Here is a 17530-nt window from a genome sequence, read left to right as displayed (position 1 = left end):
TCCTTAATTCGGTTTCTAATGCGCGAAGGCGTTAAACAGTGAAGGCATCTTGCAGCAGTTTTTCCTGCTGCTCGGCGTGCATCGAAGCGTAACCACACGCCGGAGCGGCAGAAGCATCACGACCGGCGTACTCGAGAACGAGTTCACGTTTGTGGTTGCCCATGCTGCGACGCAGGTGGTGTTGACTGCTGTACCAGGCACCCTGGTTCATCGGTTCTTCCTGACACCAGACCACATGCTGCAGGTTGGTGTAAGGCGCGATGGTTTCCATCAAATCATCTTCAGGGAACGGATACAGCTGCTCGAGGCGAACGATGGCGATGTCTTCACGCCCTTCGGCACGGCGTTTTTCCAGCAGGTCGTAGTAAACCTTGCCGCTGCACAGCACCAGACGCGTGACCTTGGCCGGATCGAGGGTGTCGATTTCCGGAATGACGGTCTGGAACGAGCCTTCGGCCAGATCTTCCAGGGTCGAAACAGCCAGCTTGTGACGCAGCAGCGACTTCGGTGTCAGCACGATCAGCGGCTTGCGCAGCGGACGGATGACCTGACGACGCAACAAGTGATAGATCTGCGCCGGAGTCGTCGGTACGCACACCTGAATGTTGTGCTCGGCGCACAATTGCAGGTAACGCTCCAGACGGGCCGACGAGTGCTCTGGCCCCTGCCCTTCATAGCCATGAGGCAACAGCATGGTCAGACCGCACAGACGGCCCCACTTGTGCTCGCCGCTGGTGATGAACTGGTCGACAACCACCTGGGCACCGTTGGCGAAGTCGCCGAACTGGGCTTCCCAGATAACCAGTGCATCAGGCTGGGTGGTCGAATAACCGTATTCGAATGCCAGTACGGCCTCTTCCGAAAGGAACGAGTCGTACAGGTCGAAACGTGGCTGACCGGAGTACAGATTCTGCAGCGGGATATAGGTCCCGGCGTCTTTCTGGTTGTGCAGCACGGCGTGACGGTGCGAGAACGTACCACGACCGATGTCCTGGCCGGTCATGCGGATCGGGTGACCTTCGAAGGCCAGTGTGGCGTACGCCATGGTTTCGGCGTAGCCCCAGTTGATCGGCAAGCCACCGGCCTGCATCTTCTGGCGGTCTTCGTAGATTTTCTGAACCTGACGCTGCACGACGAAGCCTTCCGGCAGCTCCATGAGCTTGGCGGACAGTTCCTGCAGGGTCTTGAGATCGAAGCGGGTGTCGTGACGCGCAGTCCAGGCATGGCCCAGGTATGGACGCCAGTCGACGAACAATTCCTTGTTCGGCTCCTTGACCAGGCTTTTCACCACGTGCAGACCGTTGTCCAGCGCGCTGCGGTAGTCGTCGACCTTGGCCTGAACGCGGGCATCGTCAAGAACGCCGGTCTTGATCAGATGCTCGGCATACAACTCGCGCGTGGTGCGCTGCTTGGTGATCTGCTGGTACATCAGAGGCTGGGTACCGCTCGGCTCGTCAGCTTCGTTGTGACCACGGCGACGGTAGCAGACCAGATCGATCACGATGTCGCGCTTGAACTGCATGCGGTAATCGATGGCCAGCTGGGTCACGAACATCACGGCTTCCGGATCATCCCCATTCACGTGGAGGATCGGCGCCTGGATCATCTTGGCAACGTCGGTGGCGTACTCGGTGGAACGCGAGTCCAGCGGGTTGCTGATGGTGAAGCCCACCTGGTTGTTGATGACGATGTGGATCGTGCCGCCCGTCTTGAAGCCGCGAGTCTGCGACATCTGGAAGGTTTCCATGACCACGCCCTGGCCGGCAAAGGCCGCGTCGCCGTGGAGGGAAATCGGCAGAACCTTGTCACCGTTCGGATCGTTGCGACGATCCTGACGTGCACGCACCGACCCTTCGACCACCGGAGACACGATCTCCAGGTGAGACGGGTTGAAGGCCATGGCGAGGTGAACCTCACCGCCTGCGGTCATGACGTTGGAAGAGAAGCCCTGGTGGTATTTGACGTCACCGGAACCCAGCTCCACTTTCTTCTTGCCTTCGAACTCGTCGAACAGGTCGCGAGGATTCTTGCCGAAGGTGTTCACCAGTACGTTGAGGCGGCCACGGTGGGCCATGCCGATCACGACTTCCTTGGTGCCATAGGACCCGGAACGCTGAATCAGCTCGTCGAGCATCGGAATCAGGCTTTCGCCGCCTTCCAGACCGAAACGCTTGGTGCCCGGGTATTTGGTGCCCAGGTATTTTTCGAGGCCTTCGGCTGCGGTAACACGCTCGAGCAGGTGGCTCTGAATGTCAGCCGAGAACACCGGACGGCCACGAACACTCTCGAGACGCTGCATGAACCAGTTGCGCTGCTCGGAATCCACGATGTGAGTGAACTCGGAGCCAATGGTGCGACAATATGTCTGCTGCAACGCTTCATGAATTTCGCGTAGGCTCGCTTCCTCTTTGCCGATGAACAGGTCGCCGGCACGGAAGGTCGTATCAAGATCGGCATTGGTCAAGCCGTAATGATTGATCGACAGATCCGCAGGCGCAGGGCGCTGCCACAGGCCCAGCGGATCGAGTTGGGCAGCCTGGTGGCCACGCATCCGATATGCCTGGATCAGTCGCAGCACTTCAACCTGCTTCTTCTCGTGTTCGCTGCTCACACTGCCGGCGGATACCGGTTGAGCGCGGCGCTGGTTTTTGGCCAGCAACACGAAATGATCGCGAATGGTCGAGTGCGATACATCAGTGGCAGAGCTGCCATCAGCTGGCAACTTCTGAAAGTAGGTGCGCCATTCTTCTGGCACAGCGTTAGGGTCGTGCAGGTAAAGCTCATAGAGCTCTTCCACATAGGCAGCGTTACCACCGGATAGGTGGGCACTGTTCCACATGCGCTGCATCACGCTTTCTTGCATGCTTGGTCACCCTCGGTAAGGGGACACCACCGGCGAAGACACCAGAGCAATCCTGAAATAGTCGTGTGCAGCGACTGTATCAAGTCACCAGGGATCACGCAGATAGTCCGGGTACCAGCCCGGATGCCCCTGCTGGTCTCATTTCTTCAAAATAAGAGCCGCAGCTTTGCGAGCTACTGCTCAGGTTAAAACTACGGCGCCGGTTGAAGCCTGCGCCGTAGCCACTTCGGTGTAACGGTGTAACAGATAAAGCGATGAATCAGACGCCGTTCTGCAACAACATGTTGCGCACGTGACCGATAGCCTTGGTTGGGTTAAGGCCCTTCGGACAGACGTTGACGCAGTTCATGATGCCGCGGCAGCGGAATACGCTGAACGGATCATCAAGCGAAGCCAGACGCTCACTGGTGCGAGTATCACGGCTGTCAGCCAGGAAACGGTAGGCTTGCAGCAGTGCAGCAGGACCCAGGAACTTGTCGGGGTTCCACCAGAAGGACGGGCAGGAAGTCGAGCAGCAAGCGCACAGGATGCACTCGTACAGACCATCGAGCTTTTCGCGCTCTTCCGGCGTTTGCAGACGTTCGATGGCCGGAGCCGGCGTGTCGTTCTGCAGGAACGGCTTCACCTTCTCGTACTGCTTGTAGAAGATGCTCATATCGACGACCAGGTCACGGATAACCGGCAAACCCGGCAGCGGACGTACGATCAGCTTGTTCTTGGCAACGACAGCCGACAGCGGCGTGATGCAGGCCAGGCCGTTCTTGCCGTTGATGTTCATGCCGTCGGAACCGCACACGCCTTCACGGCACGAGCGACGGTACGAAAAGCCTTCATCCTGCTCTTTGACCAGAGCCAGCACGTCCAGCACCATCAGGTCCTTGCCACCGGTATCGACCTGAAACTCCTGCATGAATGGTGCAGCGTCCTGATCAGGGTTGTAACGATAAACACTGACTTGCAACATATCGGTCACCCCTTAATAAGTCCGAATCTTCGGTTCAAAAGTCGGGACAGTTTTCGGCGAGAAGTTCACGGCACGTTTGGTCACACTCTTGTCACCCGGGAAATACAGGGTGTGGCACAACCAGTTCTCGTCATCGCGATCTTCGAAGTCTTCACGAGCGTGAGCGCCGCGGGACTCTTTACGATGCTCTGCGGCAATCGCCGTGGCTTCGGCAACTTCCAGCAGGTTTTGCAGTTCAAGCGCTTCGATACGGGCGGTGTTGAACGCCTGGCTCTTGTCGTTGATCTTGACGTTGGCGATACGTACGCGCAGATCAGCCAGCTGGGCAATACCCTTCTGCATGTATTCGCCAGTACGGAATACACCGAAGTAGTTCTGCATGCAGCTCTGCAGCTCTTTTCGCAGGGTTGCAACGTCTTCACCGGTGGTGCGCTCGTTCAGGCCGGCAAGGCGTGCGAGGGCAGCATCGATGTCGGACTCGGAAGCGCGCGCATAATCGACGCCTTCACGCAGCGCCTGCTCCAGGTGGATACCCGCCGCGCGGCCGAACACCACCAGATCGAGCAGCGAGTTGCCGCCCAGACGGTTGGCGCCGTGAACCGATACGCAAGCCACTTCACCGACCGCGAACAGACCAGGAATGATCTGATCGACGCCCGCCGCATCCTGAGTGATCGCCTGGCCATGAATGTTGGTGGCAACGCCGCCCATCATGTAGTGGCAGGTCGGTACGACAGGAATCGGCGCGGTCGCAGGATCGACGTGAGCGAAGGTCTTGGACAGTTCCATGATGCCTGGCAGACGGCTGTGCAGCACTTCTTCGCCAAGGTGATCGAGCTTGAGCATCACATGATCGCCATCGGGACCACAGCCGTTACCGGCAATGATTTCCTTGACCATGGAACGTGCCACAACGTCACGACCGGCAAGGTCCTTGGCGTTCGGAGCGTAACGCTCCATGAAACGCTCGCCGTGCTTGTTGATCAGGTAACCGCCTTCACCGCGGCAACCTTCGGTGACCAGTACACCTGCGCCGGCAATGCCGGTCGGGTGGAACTGCCACATTTCGATGTCCTGAACCGGCACACCGGCACGCAGCGCCATGCCGATACCGTCACCGGTATTGATCAGGGCGTTGGTGGTCGACGAGTAGATACGGCCTGCACCGCCGGTCGCCAGCACGGTTGCATTGGCGCGGATGTACGAGGTTTCGCCCGTCTCGATGCAGATCGCGATGATGCCGACAAAGGCGCCATCGTTGTTCTTCACCAGATCCACTGCATAGTATTCGTTGAGGAATACAGTGCCCGCCTTCAGGTTGGCCTGATACAGGGTGTGCAGCAGCGCGTGACCGGTACGGTCGGCAGCAGCGCAGGTACGGGCAGCCTGCCCGCCCTTGCCGAAGTCCTTGGACTGGCCACCGAACGGACGCTGGTAGATACGGCCCTGCTCGGTACGGGAGAACGGCAGGCCCATGTGCTCGAGCTCGAAGACCGCTTCCGGACCTACGGAACACATGTATTCGATAGCGTCCTGGTCACCGATGTAGTCGGAACCCTTGACGGTATCGTACATGTGCCAGCGCCAGTCATCGTTCGGATCGGCGGAAGCGATTGCACAGGTGATGCCACCCTGGGCGGATACGGTGTGCGAGCGGGTCGGGAAGACCTTGGTGACCACGGCAGTCTTGTGACCGCCCTGGGCGAGCTGCAGCGCAGCGCGCATGCCGGCACCGCCACCACCAATGATGATGGCGTCGAAAGAAAGCGCATTAATGTTAGCCATGGATCAGATACCCCAAAGAATCTGCACGCCCCAGACGAAGTAGGCGAACATCAGAACGCCGCATACCGCCTGGAACAGGAAACGTACTGCAGTGGCGGACTTGCCCAGCGCCATCGGCGTCAGGTAGTCGGTCGCGATGGTCCACATGCCGACCCAGGCGTGAGCGCCAAGGGCAACGAGGGCCAGGAGACTGAAGATACGCATTCCGTTGTGAGCGAACAGACCATGCCATTGGGCGTAGCTCAGACCCGGGTGAAAGACCATGTAGCCGATCAGGAAGATGAAATAAGCCGCGAGCACGACTGCGGAAACACGCTGAGCCATCCAGTCATAGAGACCCGAACGCGACAGGTTGGTGACGTTGGTTACCATATCCATACTCCCGCCAGAAGAATCAGAATCACGGAGACCGCGATAACGATTTTGGAGCCCAGCTTGCCGCCTTCAAGCGTCTCGCCTACCCCCGAGTCCATGATGAGGTGACGAATACCGGCCACCAGGTGGTACAGCAGGGCAGACAGAAGTCCCCAGATGATCAGCTTGGCCAGCGGACTGGTCATATACGCCTTGACTTCACCAAATCCCTCTTCGGAGGCCAGCGACTTGTCCATTGCATACAGCATGATTGCAATACCGACAAAGAGGATGACACCGGAGATGCGGTGAAGGATGGACGTGTAAGCGGTGACTGGGAGCTTGATGGTCCTTAGGTCTAGATTTACAGGTCGTTGGCTATTCACGGCTTTTTTTCACACTGAAGAGCCCCTAACAATCAGGGCAAGTTGTTGGGAAGTGCACTGGTCAGGTACCCACCACCCAGGAAGTGACGACCCCCTTGAAACAGGCCAAAAGCCTCTGGCGGTCGGACGCCGAGTATAGACAGTTAGGTTACTAATGACAACGCGCAGACGTACCGCCAATAGCGCATTGCGTTGCCGCGACAAAAGGCGTAAACGGCAGTAAACCGTCTGCAAAATCCACGGCCGGGCCCTTGCGGAACACGACTTTAGGCAAATTGACTTTAGAATTTATCTCACTATAGTGATGCGGGCCCTGCGTGGGGGGCCTGTCTGATGATTTGAAGCATAAATAGGAGGCCACATGGCTGACAAAAAAGCGCAGTTGATCATCGAGGGCGCTGCCCCCGTCGAGCTGCCAATTCTGACCGGTACAGTGGGTCCGGACGTGATCGACGTACGCGGCCTGACCGCCACCGGCCGCTTCACATTTGACCCTGGTTTCATGTCCACGGCGTCTTGCGATTCGAAGATCACCTACATCGATGGTGACAATGGCATTCTGCTGCACCGCGGCTACCCGATCGAACAACTGGCCGAGCAGTCCGACTACCTCGAAACCTGCTACCTGCTGCTCAACGGCGAACTGCCCACCGCCGAGCAGAAAGCCCAGTTCGTGGCCGTGGTCAAGAACCACACGATGGTTCACGAACAGCTCAAGACCTTTTTCAACGGTTTCCGCCGCGACGCCCACCCGATGGCCGTCATGTGTGGCGTAGTCGGTGCCCTGTCAGCGTTCTACCACGACTCGCTGGACATCAATAACCCGCAGCACCGCGAGATTTCCGCGGTCCGCCTGGTCGCCAAGATGCCGACCCTGGCAGCGATGGTCTACAAGTACTCCATGGGTCAACCCATGATGTACCCGCGCAACGACCTCAGCTACGCGGAAAACTTCCTGCACATGATGTTCAACACCCCGTGCGAGATCAAACCGATCAGCCCGGTGCTGGCCAAGGCGATGGACAAGATCTTCATCCTCCACGCCGATCACGAGCAGAACGCTTCGACTTCCACCGTGCGCATGGCAGGCTCTTCGGGCGCCAACCCGTTCGCCTGTATCGCAGCCGGTATCGCAGCGCTCTGGGGCCCTGCCCACGGCGGCGCCAACGAAGCGGTACTGACCATGCTCGATGAAATCGGCGATGTGTCGAACATCGATAAGTTCATTGCCAAGGCCAAGGACAAGAACGATCCGTTCAAGCTCATGGGCTTCGGTCACCGCGTCTACAAGAACCGTGACCCGCGCGCCACTGTAATGAAGCAGACCTGCGACGAAGTACTGAAAGAGCTGGGCATCACCAACGATCCTCAACTCGAACTGGCCATGCGCCTCGAAGAGATCGCCCTGACCGATCCGTACTTCATCGAGCGCTCGCTGTACCCGAACGTCGACTTCTATTCGGGCATCATCCTCAAGGCCATCGGCATTCCGACCAGCATGTTCACCGTGATCTTCGCCCTGGCGCGGACTGTCGGCTGGATCTCGCACTGGAAAGAAATGCTCTCCAGCCCTTACAAGATCGGTCGCCCTCGCCAGCTGTACACCGGCAACGTGCAACGCGACATCGTCGCCCTGCAAGACCGCAAGTAAGCGCCACGCACAAAAAAGGGCTGCCATTGGCAGCCCTTTTTTTTATGCGCGCTATCCGGTGCGGATCATTTGGTTTGCGCGGCACGCTCCCTGAGCGCTTTCAAGGTATTGAACGGCGCATCGACAACGAACTTGTTGGCCAACATCGACGGCACACTGCCACCCGGCTCGGTGTGAACCTGATAGGTCACTTCAGTCTGGTTCGGCCCTTTGGGCACCATTTTCCAGAAGCCCTTGACCTCGGTTACGCGCACATACCCCTTCTCCTCGGGGATATACGAAGGCTGCTCTTCGAGGTTTCGGGTAACACTCCCGTCAGGACCTTCCTGAGTGGTGATCAACAGTACCGAATCGCGAGGCGTCACCGGCCAGGGAGTATTGAACCGGCTGTAGGTCCAGGTCTTGTTGCCTTCGTGCTTGAGCACTTTCTGCAACTTGCACTCATGGATCCAGGCGCAGGCCCCCGTGACATCCTCCTGGAGCGCACGCAACTTGCTTACGCTGGCATTGATCAGCGCAATACCCTGATACGCCTTGTAATCGGAACCAGGCACGTCGCTCAACGAGACCTTGATGCCATCCTGATTCTTGACCTCTTTCCACTCTTCAGCCTGCGCCGTTCCGGCAAGCATTACAGTGAAGCCACAAGCAACAGCCATGCGATACAGCGGACCCATTGTTTTATTCCTTGTTTTGAAGTTCCGAAGAAGCATTTGTGCTCGAAAACACTTTTTCAGGCCACCGCAGTGGCTTTTTCCCACCAACCGATCAGGCGAATGGCATCCGCCTGATCGGCACCGCAGACATCCTCTGCCGCCTTGAACTGACTGCACACCGCGGGCCGCTCAGCCCTGCCGAACAAGGCGCACAAAAACTCGACCGACAGATGCAGACAGCGTTCGCCAGCAGGCTTTCCGTCGGGCATACCGGGTATGGGAGACGTGATGGAAGGCGCTATGCAGCACGCGCCACAACCGGAACGGCAGTCCATGACCAGACACCCTTGTTTGAAAATTGAAAAAGAGAAAGGATATTAACCGTCAAAACGTCTGTTTGAAAACGCCGTATCGGACGACAGGCAGGACTTACTGCTTGAATTTGAAGTCCAGCGCAGCACCTTCTACATCGCGACGGTTGTCATTACGCATCTGCAATTGCATTTCGTTGGTCAGCAATCTCCCCTCGAGCTCGAACGGGCCGGGGTTCGCAGAATCGCCCTTGTCGCTGAACATCTGCGGCAATATCGGCTTGCGCTTGTTGGTAATCACCTTGGCAGGCGGGTCGAGCTCCTTGACCAGCTCGGGAGGCAGGCTCAGGTCCAGCCTGGGTGCTTTGATTCGCACATCCTTGACGCTGGCGGTCTTGGCATCCTTGGCGTTCTTGCGCTTGCTCGCAGGCGCCTTGGCTGCCACAACCCTGGAAGAGGGTTTTTCGGAAGTCGCCGATTTGACGCTCTGAGGTGCTGCAGGTTCTGATTTTTCCTTTCCGACCACCACAGGCACGACAGGCACGCCCGGCATCAGCTGATGCATGGTGTCCGGCGCCTTGATTTGCTTGGCATCGGTGGCGACTGCCTGCGCAGGTGCCTCAGTCTTCAGATGCACCTCGGGCGATACCGGCGCGGTGATGACCGCCTCGGTCTTGGGTTTGGGCACAGAGGTGTCCGGAGCGTCACAACCACTCAGAAGTACGACGACAAGCAATCCGAGACAGCGAAAAACATTCATAGGCAAAGAGTCAGGCAAGACAGTGGCAAAAAGCCGGAAAGAAACACATGCTGTCCTTTTGAGGCCAACCTGACAAGACAAGAGTTCCGAAGAATTGACAAAAATCTTTGCCGATCAATACGCCTGAACAGCCTCCTGACATAACTGCTTGGCCAGAATCCCCAATGTCATCAAGGCCCGTTCGGCTTCCTTGTTCCATTTCATGCCGCAATTCAAACGAATACAGTGGTTGAACTGCTCGGTGTTACTGAAAATCAATCCGGGCGCAATGCTGATGCCCTGCTCGAGCGCACGCACGTGCAACTCCTGGGTGTTGACCCTGCCCGGCAGACTGACCCAGAGGATAAAGCCTCCCGCGGGACGACTCATCTGCGTGCCTTCGGGGAAGAACTGCTGCACCGCCAGCTGATAGGCACTGAGATTCTTGCGGTATTCGAGACGGATGAAGCGCAGGTGCCGATCGTAGCCGCCGTTTTCGAGGTAAGCCGCGACAGCCATTTGCGTGACGCTGCACGCCGAGTGAGTGCTGAAGGTTTGCAGGCGCTGAATTTCCGCCTGGTATTTGCCGGCTATCATCCAGCCGATGCGCACACCCGGCGACAAGGTCTTGGAGAAGCTCGAGCAGTAAATCACCCTCCCCAACCGGTCGAACGCCTTGAGCGCCTTGGTCCGCCCTACTTCGAACATCAACTCGCCATAGACGTCGTCTTCAACCACCTGGATATCGAAATCCGAGGTGAGCCGCAGCAGATTTTTCTGCCGCTCCTCCGGCATGGTGCCGCCCAGTGGATTGCTCAGCCGTGAGGTCAGCACCAGAGCCTTGATGGACCATTGATTGGCCGCCAGCTGCAAGGCTTCAAGACTGATGCCGGTGGCCGGATCACTGGGGATTTCGATGACCTTCAAACCCAGCAGGTCGGCAAGTTGCAGCAACCCGTAATAGGCTGGCGATTCGGCGGCTATCAGATCGCCGGGCCGGGTCAGCACCCGCAGGGCCATCTGCAGCGCATCCACGCAGCCGTGAGTGATCACCACTTCAGACGGATCGACCACCACCCCGGCGTCGCGCATACGAATCGCGACCTGCCTGCGCAAGGGTTCGAAGCCGGGGCTGAACATGTAACTGAAGGCCCGCGGACTGTGAAAGCGCGTGACCTTGGCCAGTTGCTGATGCAGCGCGCGTACCGGCAGGTAATCCACATGGGGCACCGCAGCCCCGAGGGCGAACACGCCTTCGCGGCGGGACTCTTCGAGGACCTGCTGGATAATGCTGCTGCGTGTAACCAGGCCGGGCCGCTCGACCCGCGCGATATCCGGGGTCGATGCCGTCAGCGCAGGCGTTTGATGGACGTAATAGCCGGACTGAGGACGTGCCCGGATCAGCCCCTGGTCTTCAAGGTTCGCGTAAGCCTGCAATACAGTTGCATGGCTGACGTTGAGCTGCGAACTCATTTTGCGAACGGACGGCACCCGCTCGCCGGGCTGATAAACACCACGACGGATGTCTTCGGCCAACTGCTGAGCGATACGCTGGTAGAGCAAGAGATTGGTCATGACACAGCCTCAAAAAGACCGGCGATTTATTATTTTTGAACATACAGATGCGTAATAACCGGCACAGATCGGAAGTGTACGGGAACAGTTTGAAATCAGGCCAGCATTGATGCTTGCTGAGTGAAAATAAACGCGGGCAGAAACGCCATAATCAACGTGATTAAAGACAAAAAAGCCCGAGGCCGTTTCCGGCGTCGGGCTTTTTACCGGCTTTTTATCAGCGAGCTGCGCCCAGCTGACCTTTTTCGTCCGAGAAAACGATCTCGACACGCCTGTTTTGCGCGCGGCCCCGCTCGGAGGTGTTGGCATTCACAGGAAACTCCTGCCCATAGCCTTCGACATGGATACGTTTTTCATCGATGCCCAGGTCCATCAGCACGTCAGCGACGGCTTGTGCCCGGTCTTTCGACAGCTTCAGGTTTTCCTGACGATCGCCCGTGCTGTCGGTATAACCCTCGATACGGACCACTCGGCGCGGGTTGATCTGCAGAAACTGTACAACCTTGAGAATGGTGCGACTTGCCGAGTTTTTCAGCTCGGCATGTCCGGCGTCGAACAGCACATCGCCCAGGGTCATGACCAGCCCGCGGTCGGTTTCGGTGGTGGCCAGGCTGAGAATCTGATCTTCCAGCCAACGGCCCTGCTGCTGGGCGCTGGCCAGCTTGGCTTCACGCAGTGCCAGCTGCATACGCTGGCGCTCCATGTCCATTTTCGCCAGACGCTCCTGGCTCAACATCAGATTGCTGTGCTCACGCGCGATCTCGCTGTAGCGGCTGCTGAGGTAGGCGTAGTGAGCGACATCGGCACCGCTTCCCAGATAACTGGACAGACGCTCGGCGCGGGCCAGTGATTCACCCGCGCGAATGACATCCTTGGGCGCACTGCGCAGCACATCGGTATCTTCCTTGACCTTCTGGAAGTCGGCGCTGGCCTGCTGCAAGGCCTGGCCACTGTCCTTGTGACCGGCACAACCGTATAGGCCAGCCGACCCCAGCAACAGACACACACTCAGGACACGAGGAATACGCTTCATTGCGCCTCCCCCAGCTGCTTGCGCAAGCGATTGAGGCGGGTATTCAACTGATTGATCTGCTCCTGGCTCTTGAGGGTCAGCACTCGCGCCTCGGCCAGGCGCGCATCAAGCTCGGCCTGCTCGGCTTTCATGCGCGCGTCCTTGTAGGCGTGGCTTGCCATGGAGGCGCGGGCTTCGGCGAATCCGGCCTGAGCGACTTCCATCTCGGGTTGATCGTCACTGGCGCCGACCGCCTTGGCCTGCTCCAGCGCCTGCTCGGTCAGTTTGAACTGCTCGGTTGGTACCGGATCACTGGCGCAGCCGGCCAGCGTGGCGATTGCCATGACGGCAATTGAAAAACGAATACTCACAAAAACATCCCTACTTGTTGGGTGCGCTGGCGCTGGCAGGCTGCAGCAGTTGGGCTTTCCACAATGCCAGGTTGTGCCTGATGACATCGCCCGCAAGGCCAGAGGCGGCCGATTCTGTCATCTTTTTCGCCAGCTGTCCGCGCAACCATGGTTCATTGCAGGCCGAGTTGAACGACAAGGCCAGGTAAAAACCCGGTGTATCGACCGGTAACGGCTGCGCTGTCAGGTCTGTGGAAAGACCTAGCGTCTGCACCATAACCATACCGGCATAACGCCCGGCAAGCACGTAATCCACCTCACCCAAGGCCAGCTTCTGAAAGGCAGGCGTGAGTGCAGGCAGGCGCTCCAGAGTCAGATTCTGTCTGGCCAGCGCATCAAAGGAAGGCGTCAAACGGGTCTTTTCCGACATGGCGCCGGGATGGCCCTGCAGCTCGCTGACGGCATTGAACGGCACGCTGTGATCGTGACGCGTCCAGACCATGATCTCGTTCTGCACGATCGGCGGATGAATGTAATCCAGCGCTTCGAGTTGTGCGGCATTCAACGGTGCGTCAGCCAGCAGGTCCATGCGCCCGGTGCGCACTTCTTCGAGTGCCTGACTGCGCTTGCCGCCATACAGAAACTCGACCTTGATACCCAGCTCGCCCGCTGCCTGCGTCAGCAGATCGGCATTGGCGCCCATCAGGTGCCGCGGGTCCTGGGGATCACGCCACAGATAAGGCGGCGCGTCCGGGCTGCCGGTCACGATCAGACGCTCGCACTTGCCTGCGGCGGATGCCAGTGTCGGCAGCGTGATCAGCCCGAAGAGAAGCGAAGACAGCAGCCGGGAATGCACCATGAGAAGTCCTTTCGATACTCAATAAAAAACCCGTTCGATCCGGGCAGGCGCACCGTAAACCGCCGGTGCGCGAACCCCGAATCGAACGGGTTCTCTTTATAGTGCAAGCGCGTGGCTTAAACCAGCTTCTCCAGCTCGGGGATGGCTTCGAACAAGTCAGCCACCAGACCGTAATCGGCGACCTGGAAGATTGGCGCCTCTTCATCCTTGTTGATCGCAACGATCACCTTGGAATCCTTCATACCGGCCAGATGCTGAATCGCACCGGAAATACCGACCGCGATATACAACTGAGGCGCAACGATCTTGCCGGTCTGACCGACCTGCATGTCGTTGGGTACGAAACCGGCGTCGACCGCAGCGCGGGAAGCACCCACTGCCGCACCGAGCTTGTCGGCCAGCGTGTACAGGTGCCTGAAGTTGTCGCCGTTCTGCATGCCGCGACCACCGGAAACGACGATCTTGGCCGCTGTCAGCTCCGGACGATCGGATTTCGCCAGTTCTTCACCCACAAAGCTGGACTTGCCGGCATCGTGAGCAGCCGAAACCGCTTCAACAGCGGCCGAGCCACCCTCTGCAGCCACCGGATCGAAGCCGGTGGCTCGTACGGTGATGACCTTGACTGCAGCCGTCGACTGCACGGTGGCGATGGCGTTACCGGCGTAGATCGGACGGGTGAAGGTGTCGGCGGACACCACCGAAACGATCTCGGAGATCTGGTCGACATCCAGCTGCGCAGCGACACGCGGCAGGATGTTCTTGCCATTGGACGTTGCCGCAGCCAGAACATGGCTATGGCCCGCAGCCAGCTCTACAACCAGGGGAGCGATGTTTTCAGGCAGTTGGTGCGCGTAGGCTTCGTGGTCAGCCACCAGGACCTTCGTCACACCGGCAATTTTGGCGGCGGCGTCGGCAACGGCGCTCACGCCGGAACCGGCCACCAGCAAATGAATGTCACCGCCGATCTTCTGGGCAGCAGCAAGGGTGTTGAGCGTAGCCGGGGCTACGGTCGCGTTGTCGTGTTCAGCGATAACCAGGATCGTCATTTAGATTACCTTCGCTTCGTTTTTCAGTTTCTCGACCAGTTCAGCCACCGACTTGACCTTGATGCCGGCGCTGCGTGCAGCCGGCGCTTCGACCTTGAGGGTCTTGTTGGTCGAGGCCGTGGAAACGCCCAGTGCATCCGGGGTCAGCACTTCAAGCGGCTTTTTCTTGGCCTTCATGATATTGGGCAGCGAAGCGTAGCGTGGCTCGTTCAGACGCAGGTCCGTGGTCACGATGGCTGGCAGGCTCAGGGAAACGGTCTGCAGGCCGCCGTCGATTTCACGGGTCACGGCAACCTTGTCACCGGTCACTTCAACCCTGGATGCGAACGTACCCTGCGGGTAGCCGTTCAACGCAGCCAGCATCTGGCCGGTCTGGTTGTTATCACTGTCGATGGCCTGTTTGCCAAGGATCACCAGTTGCGGCTGCTCCTTGTCGACCACGGCCTTGAGCAGCTTAGCCACGGCCAGAGAAGTCAGCTCCTCGGCGGACTCGACCAGCACGGCACGGTCGGCACCCAGTGCCAGGGCGGTACGCAGTTGTTCCTGAGCGGTGGTAGGGCCGATGGTGACGACGACGATTTCGGTGGCTACACCCTTCTCTTTAAGACGAACCGCCTCTTCAACGGCGATTTCGCAGAACGGGTTCATGGACATTTTGACGTTGGCAAGATCGACGCCGGAGTTGTCCGCCTTGACGCGAACCTTGACGTTGTAGTCGACCACTCGTTTGACAGCTACAAGAACCTTCATGGATTCCTCACTCTCCGGTGAAAAGAAGTCGCCCGGCGGCACCAGGCGATCGATATGTGTCCTCAACAAGCAATCGCTATGCGTGCAGGCCATTCGGACGGCTTTAAAAAGCCCTATAAAAGCCGGGAGTCACCCGTCAAGCAGCGGCTGGGTGTGTAAAATGCGCCGTGCGACGTTGACCTGTTGCCTGCAGCGCGTCTGCCTGATGCCTTTTCAGAGATTGCCCGCAATCCGGGAACCTCGTTTCAGCCTACGGCAAACGCAAAACCGCCCGTATATTGACCGCAACGCCTTTTCCGGTCAATACGCCAAATCGGCCAGTTCCGAGTCTGGTGTCTTTGATTTATCTGGCCTGCGGCCGATTCAAACAAACGTTTGTATTGGACCCGCGCAGTGGTGTAGATATAATGCGAACCATTAAAAGACGGGGCGGTTCAATACCTCCATGCGTCGGCCTGCAGCGACTAAAAAAGCAGTGCCCATAAAAACACCGTGAGCCTTGAGAGTAGGAGATAGCCTGTGGAACGCGAATACATGGAATTCGACGTCGTTATCGTCGGAGCCGGCCCGTCCGGGCTTTCTGCCGCTTGCCGCCTTAAACAGAAGGCCGCTGAAGCTGGCCAGGAAATCAGCGTCTGCGTGGTGGAAAAAGGCTCCGAAGTCGGTGCGCACATCCTCTCCGGTGCCGTGTTCGAGCCCCGCGCGCTGAATGAACTGTTCCCCAACTGGCAGGAACTGGGCGCCCCGCTCAACACGCCGGTCAAGCGCGACGACATCTATATGCTGCGCGATGCCGAAAAAGCCCAGAAAATACCGGACTTTTTCGTCCCCAAGACCATGCACAACCATGGCAACTACATCATCTCGCTGGGCAACCTGTGCCGCTGGCTGGCTCAGCAGGCTGAAAACCTCGGTGTCGAAATCTATCCGGGCTTTGCCGCCCAGGAAGCGCTGTTCGACGAGAACGGTGTGGTACGCGGCATCGTCACCGGCGATCTGGGTGTCGACCGCGAAGGCAATCCGAAGGAAGGCCTGTACACCCCCGGCATGGAACTGCGCGCCAAGTACACGCTGTTCGCCGAAGGCTGCCGTGGTCACATCGGCAAGCAGCTGCTCAAGCGCTTCAACCTCGACGACGAAGCCGACGTGCAGCATTACGCTATCGGCCTCAAGGAAATCTGGGAAGTCGACCCGGCAAAACATGAACAGGGGCTGGTGGTTCACACCGCAGGCTGGCCGCTGAACGATGACAATCCGGGCGGCTCGTTCCTCTACCACCTGGAAAACAATCAGGTAGTGGTCGGTCTGATCGTCGACCTGTCCTACAGCAATCCGTACCTGTCGCCGTTCGACGAATTCCAGCGCTACAAGCATCACCCGGTCATCAAGCAATACCTGGAAGGCGGCAAGCGCATCAGCTACGGCGCCCGCGCGATCACCAAGGGCGGCCTGAACTCCCTGCCAAAAATGGTCTTCCCCGGTGGCGCGCTGATCGGCTGCGATCTGGGCACGCTGAACTTCGCCAAGATCAAGGGCAGCCACACGGCGATGAAGTCCGGCATGCTGGCTGCCGATTCGGTGGCCGACGCGCTGCTGGCCGGCAAGGAAGGCGGCGACGTGCTGACTTCCTACGTGGATGCCTTCAAGGCCAGCTGGCTGCACGAAGAGCTGTTCGCCAGCCGCAACTTTGGCGTGGCGATCCACAAATACGGCGCGATCAAGGGCGGCGCATTCAACTTCATCGATCAGAACATTTTCGGTGGCAAGCTGCCGTTCACGCTGCATGACACCAAGCCGGACTACGCCTGCCTCAAGCTGGCAGCCGACTCGAAGAAGATCGATTACCCGAAACCCGACGGCAAGCTCAGTTTCGACAAGCTCAGTTCGGTATTCCTCTCCAGCACCAACCATGAAGAGGAACAACCCTGCCACCTGAAGCTGACCGATCCGAGCATCCCGATCAGCAAGAACTTGCCGCTGTATGACGAGCCGGCTCAGCGTTACTGCCCGGCCGGCGTGTATGAAGTCATCACCAAGGAAGACGGCGAGAAACGCTTCCAGATCAACGCGCAGAACTGCGTGCACTGCAAGACCTGCGACATCAAGGACCCGTCGCAGAACATCACCTGGGTGGCACCGGAAGGTGCTGGCGGCCCGACCTACCCGAATATGTGAGGTGAAGCAGCTGCAAGTTGTAAGCTACAAGCTACAAGCTACAAGCTACAAGCT

At 58.5% G+C, this 17530-nt stretch carries 16 protein-coding genes; 2 read left to right on the top strand and 14 right to left on the bottom strand.

Annotated features, from left to right (window positions below; genetic code table 11):
• Positions 1–31: 31 nt before the first annotated feature.
• The 5 genes from KBY08_RS18075 to sdhC all read right to left on the bottom strand — a co-directional run bounded on the left by KBY08_RS18075 (position 32) and on the right by sdhC (position 6352).
• Positions 32–2863, bottom strand: a complete 2832-nt coding sequence (locus KBY08_RS18075; protein WP_003366703.1) for a 2-oxoglutarate dehydrogenase E1 component — start codon at positions 2861–2863, stop codon at positions 32–34.
• A 259-nt stretch (positions 2864–3122) separates the two neighbouring features.
• Positions 3123–3827, bottom strand: coding sequence for a succinate dehydrogenase iron-sulfur subunit (locus KBY08_RS18070; RefSeq protein ID WP_003316554.1), 705 nt, complete (start codon positions 3825–3827; stop codon positions 3123–3125).
• 12 nt (positions 3828–3839) lie between these two features.
• Positions 3840–5612, bottom strand: coding sequence for a succinate dehydrogenase flavoprotein subunit (sdhA, locus tag KBY08_RS18065; protein ID WP_003394562.1), 1773 nt, complete (start codon positions 5610–5612; stop codon positions 3840–3842).
• Between the two features lie 3 nt (positions 5613–5615).
• Positions 5616–5984, bottom strand: a complete 369-nt coding sequence (gene sdhD / locus KBY08_RS18060) for a succinate dehydrogenase, hydrophobic membrane anchor protein (RefSeq protein WP_003316551.1) — start codon at positions 5982–5984, stop codon at positions 5616–5618.
• Positions 5978–6352: a succinate dehydrogenase, cytochrome b556 subunit gene (gene sdhC, locus KBY08_RS18055; RefSeq protein WP_003423585.1), complete on the bottom strand. Its 375-nt coding sequence runs from the start codon at positions 6350–6352 to the stop codon at positions 5978–5980. The genes sdhD and sdhC overlap by 7 nt, the downstream gene beginning before the upstream one ends.
• A 361-nt stretch (positions 6353–6713) precedes the next feature.
• Here sdhC and gltA point away from each other — a divergent pair, with 361 nt between their 5' ends.
• Positions 6714–8003: a citrate synthase gene (gltA, locus tag KBY08_RS18050; RefSeq protein ID WP_002552974.1), complete on the top strand. Its 1290-nt coding sequence runs from the start codon at positions 6714–6716 to the stop codon at positions 8001–8003.
• A gap of 65 nt (positions 8004–8068) precedes the next feature.
• On the opposite strand, the gene KBY08_RS18045 is transcribed toward gltA, so the two are convergent.
• The 9 genes from KBY08_RS18045 to KBY08_RS18005 form a co-directional block, all read right to left on the bottom strand.
• Positions 8069–8680: an START domain-containing protein gene (locus KBY08_RS18045; RefSeq protein ID WP_177410964.1), complete on the bottom strand. Its 612-nt coding sequence runs from the start codon at positions 8678–8680 to the stop codon at positions 8069–8071.
• A gap of 56 nt (positions 8681–8736) precedes the next feature.
• The gene (locus tag KBY08_RS18040; protein ID WP_003406159.1) at positions 8737–8994 is read right to left on the bottom strand and encodes a YkgJ family cysteine cluster protein; all 258 of its coding nucleotides are present in this window, start codon (positions 8992–8994) and stop codon (positions 8737–8739) included.
• Positions 8995–9088: 94 nt separating this feature from the next.
• A complete protein-coding gene (locus KBY08_RS18035) occupies positions 9089–9730 on the bottom strand; it encodes a hypothetical protein (RefSeq protein ID WP_011267375.1) in 642 nt (213 codons plus the stop codon).
• Positions 9731–9844: 114 nt separating this feature from the next.
• Positions 9845–11284, bottom strand: coding sequence for a PLP-dependent aminotransferase family protein (locus KBY08_RS18030; RefSeq protein WP_003366691.1), 1440 nt, complete (start codon positions 11282–11284; stop codon positions 9845–9847).
• 217 nt (positions 11285–11501) lie between these two features.
• Positions 11502–12317, bottom strand: a complete 816-nt coding sequence (locus KBY08_RS18025) for an OmpA family protein (RefSeq protein ID WP_011267374.1) — start codon at positions 12315–12317, stop codon at positions 11502–11504.
• On the bottom strand, positions 12314–12667 hold the full coding sequence (locus tag KBY08_RS18020; protein WP_003409835.1) for a DUF4398 domain-containing protein: 354 nt from the start codon (positions 12665–12667) through the stop codon (positions 12314–12316). The genes KBY08_RS18025 and KBY08_RS18020 overlap by 4 nt, the downstream gene beginning before the upstream one ends.
• A gap of 10 nt (positions 12668–12677) precedes the next feature.
• On the bottom strand, positions 12678–13505 hold the full coding sequence (locus tag KBY08_RS18015; protein WP_011267373.1) for a substrate-binding periplasmic protein: 828 nt from the start codon (positions 13503–13505) through the stop codon (positions 12678–12680).
• Positions 13506–13621: 116 nt separating this feature from the next.
• Positions 13622–14551 (bottom strand): electron transfer flavoprotein subunit alpha/FixB family protein, encoded by a 930-nt coding sequence (locus tag KBY08_RS18010; protein ID WP_003366683.1) that lies wholly within the window; start codon positions 14549–14551, stop codon positions 13622–13624.
• On the bottom strand, positions 14552–15301 hold the full coding sequence (locus tag KBY08_RS18005; RefSeq protein ID WP_024642775.1) for an electron transfer flavoprotein subunit beta/FixA family protein: 750 nt from the start codon (positions 15299–15301) through the stop codon (positions 14552–14554).
• Positions 15302–15820: 519 nt separating this feature from the next.
• On the opposite strand from KBY08_RS18005, the gene KBY08_RS18000 reads away from it, so the two are divergent.
• Positions 15821–17476, top strand: coding sequence for an electron transfer flavoprotein-ubiquinone oxidoreductase (locus KBY08_RS18000; protein WP_003406170.1), 1656 nt, complete (start codon positions 15821–15823; stop codon positions 17474–17476).
• The last annotated feature ends 54 nt before the right edge of the window (positions 17477–17530 follow it).

The organism is Pseudomonas sp. P135 (assembly GCF_020312125.1).
GTDB lineage: Bacteria > Pseudomonadota > Gammaproteobacteria > Pseudomonadales > Pseudomonadaceae > Aquipseudomonas > Aquipseudomonas fragariae.
This window is presented reverse-complemented; position numbering and strand designations above follow the sequence as displayed.

Excerpts from the sequence above, each read along its gene's own strand:
- KBY08_RS18035 (WP_011267375.1), bottom strand. The coding sequence starts at position 9,730 with ATGAATGTTTTTCGCTGTCTCGGATTGCTTGTCGTCGTACTTCTGAGT.
- KBY08_RS18045 (WP_177410964.1), bottom strand. The coding sequence starts at position 8,680 with ATGGGTCCGCTGTATCGCATGGCTGTTGCTTGTGGCTTCACTGTAATG.
- KBY08_RS18010 (WP_003366683.1), bottom strand. The coding sequence starts at position 14,551 with ATGACGATCCTGGTTATCGCTGAACACGACAACGCGACCGTAGCCCCG.
- KBY08_RS18025 (WP_011267374.1), bottom strand. The coding sequence starts at position 12,317 with ATGAAGCGTATTCCTCGTGTCCTGAGTGTGTGTCTGTTGCTGGGGTCG.
- KBY08_RS18030 (WP_003366691.1), bottom strand. The coding sequence starts at position 11,284 with ATGACCAATCTCTTGCTCTACCAGCGTATCGCTCAGCAGTTGGCCGAA.
- KBY08_RS18075 (WP_003366703.1), bottom strand. The coding sequence starts at position 2,863 with ATGCAAGAAAGCGTGATGCAGCGCATGTGGAACAGTGCCCACCTATCC.
- KBY08_RS18070 (WP_003316554.1), bottom strand. The coding sequence starts at position 3,827 with ATGTTGCAAGTCAGTGTTTATCGTTACAACCCTGATCAGGACGCTGCA.
- sdhD (WP_003316551.1), bottom strand. The coding sequence starts at position 5,984 with ATGGTAACCAACGTCACCAACCTGTCGCGTTCGGGTCTCTATGACTGG.
- KBY08_RS18015 (WP_011267373.1), bottom strand. The coding sequence starts at position 13,505 with ATGGTGCATTCCCGGCTGCTGTCTTCGCTTCTCTTCGGGCTGATCACG.
- KBY08_RS18040 (WP_003406159.1), bottom strand. The coding sequence starts at position 8,994 with ATGGACTGCCGTTCCGGTTGTGGCGCGTGCTGCATAGCGCCTTCCATC.
- sdhA (WP_003394562.1), bottom strand. The coding sequence starts at position 5,612 with ATGGCTAACATTAATGCGCTTTCTTTCGACGCCATCATCATTGGTGGT.
- KBY08_RS18005 (WP_024642775.1), bottom strand. The coding sequence starts at position 15,301 with ATGAAGGTTCTTGTAGCTGTCAAACGAGTGGTCGACTACAACGTCAAG.
- gltA (WP_002552974.1), top strand. The coding sequence starts at position 6,714 with ATGGCTGACAAAAAAGCGCAGTTGATCATCGAGGGCGCTGCCCCCGTC.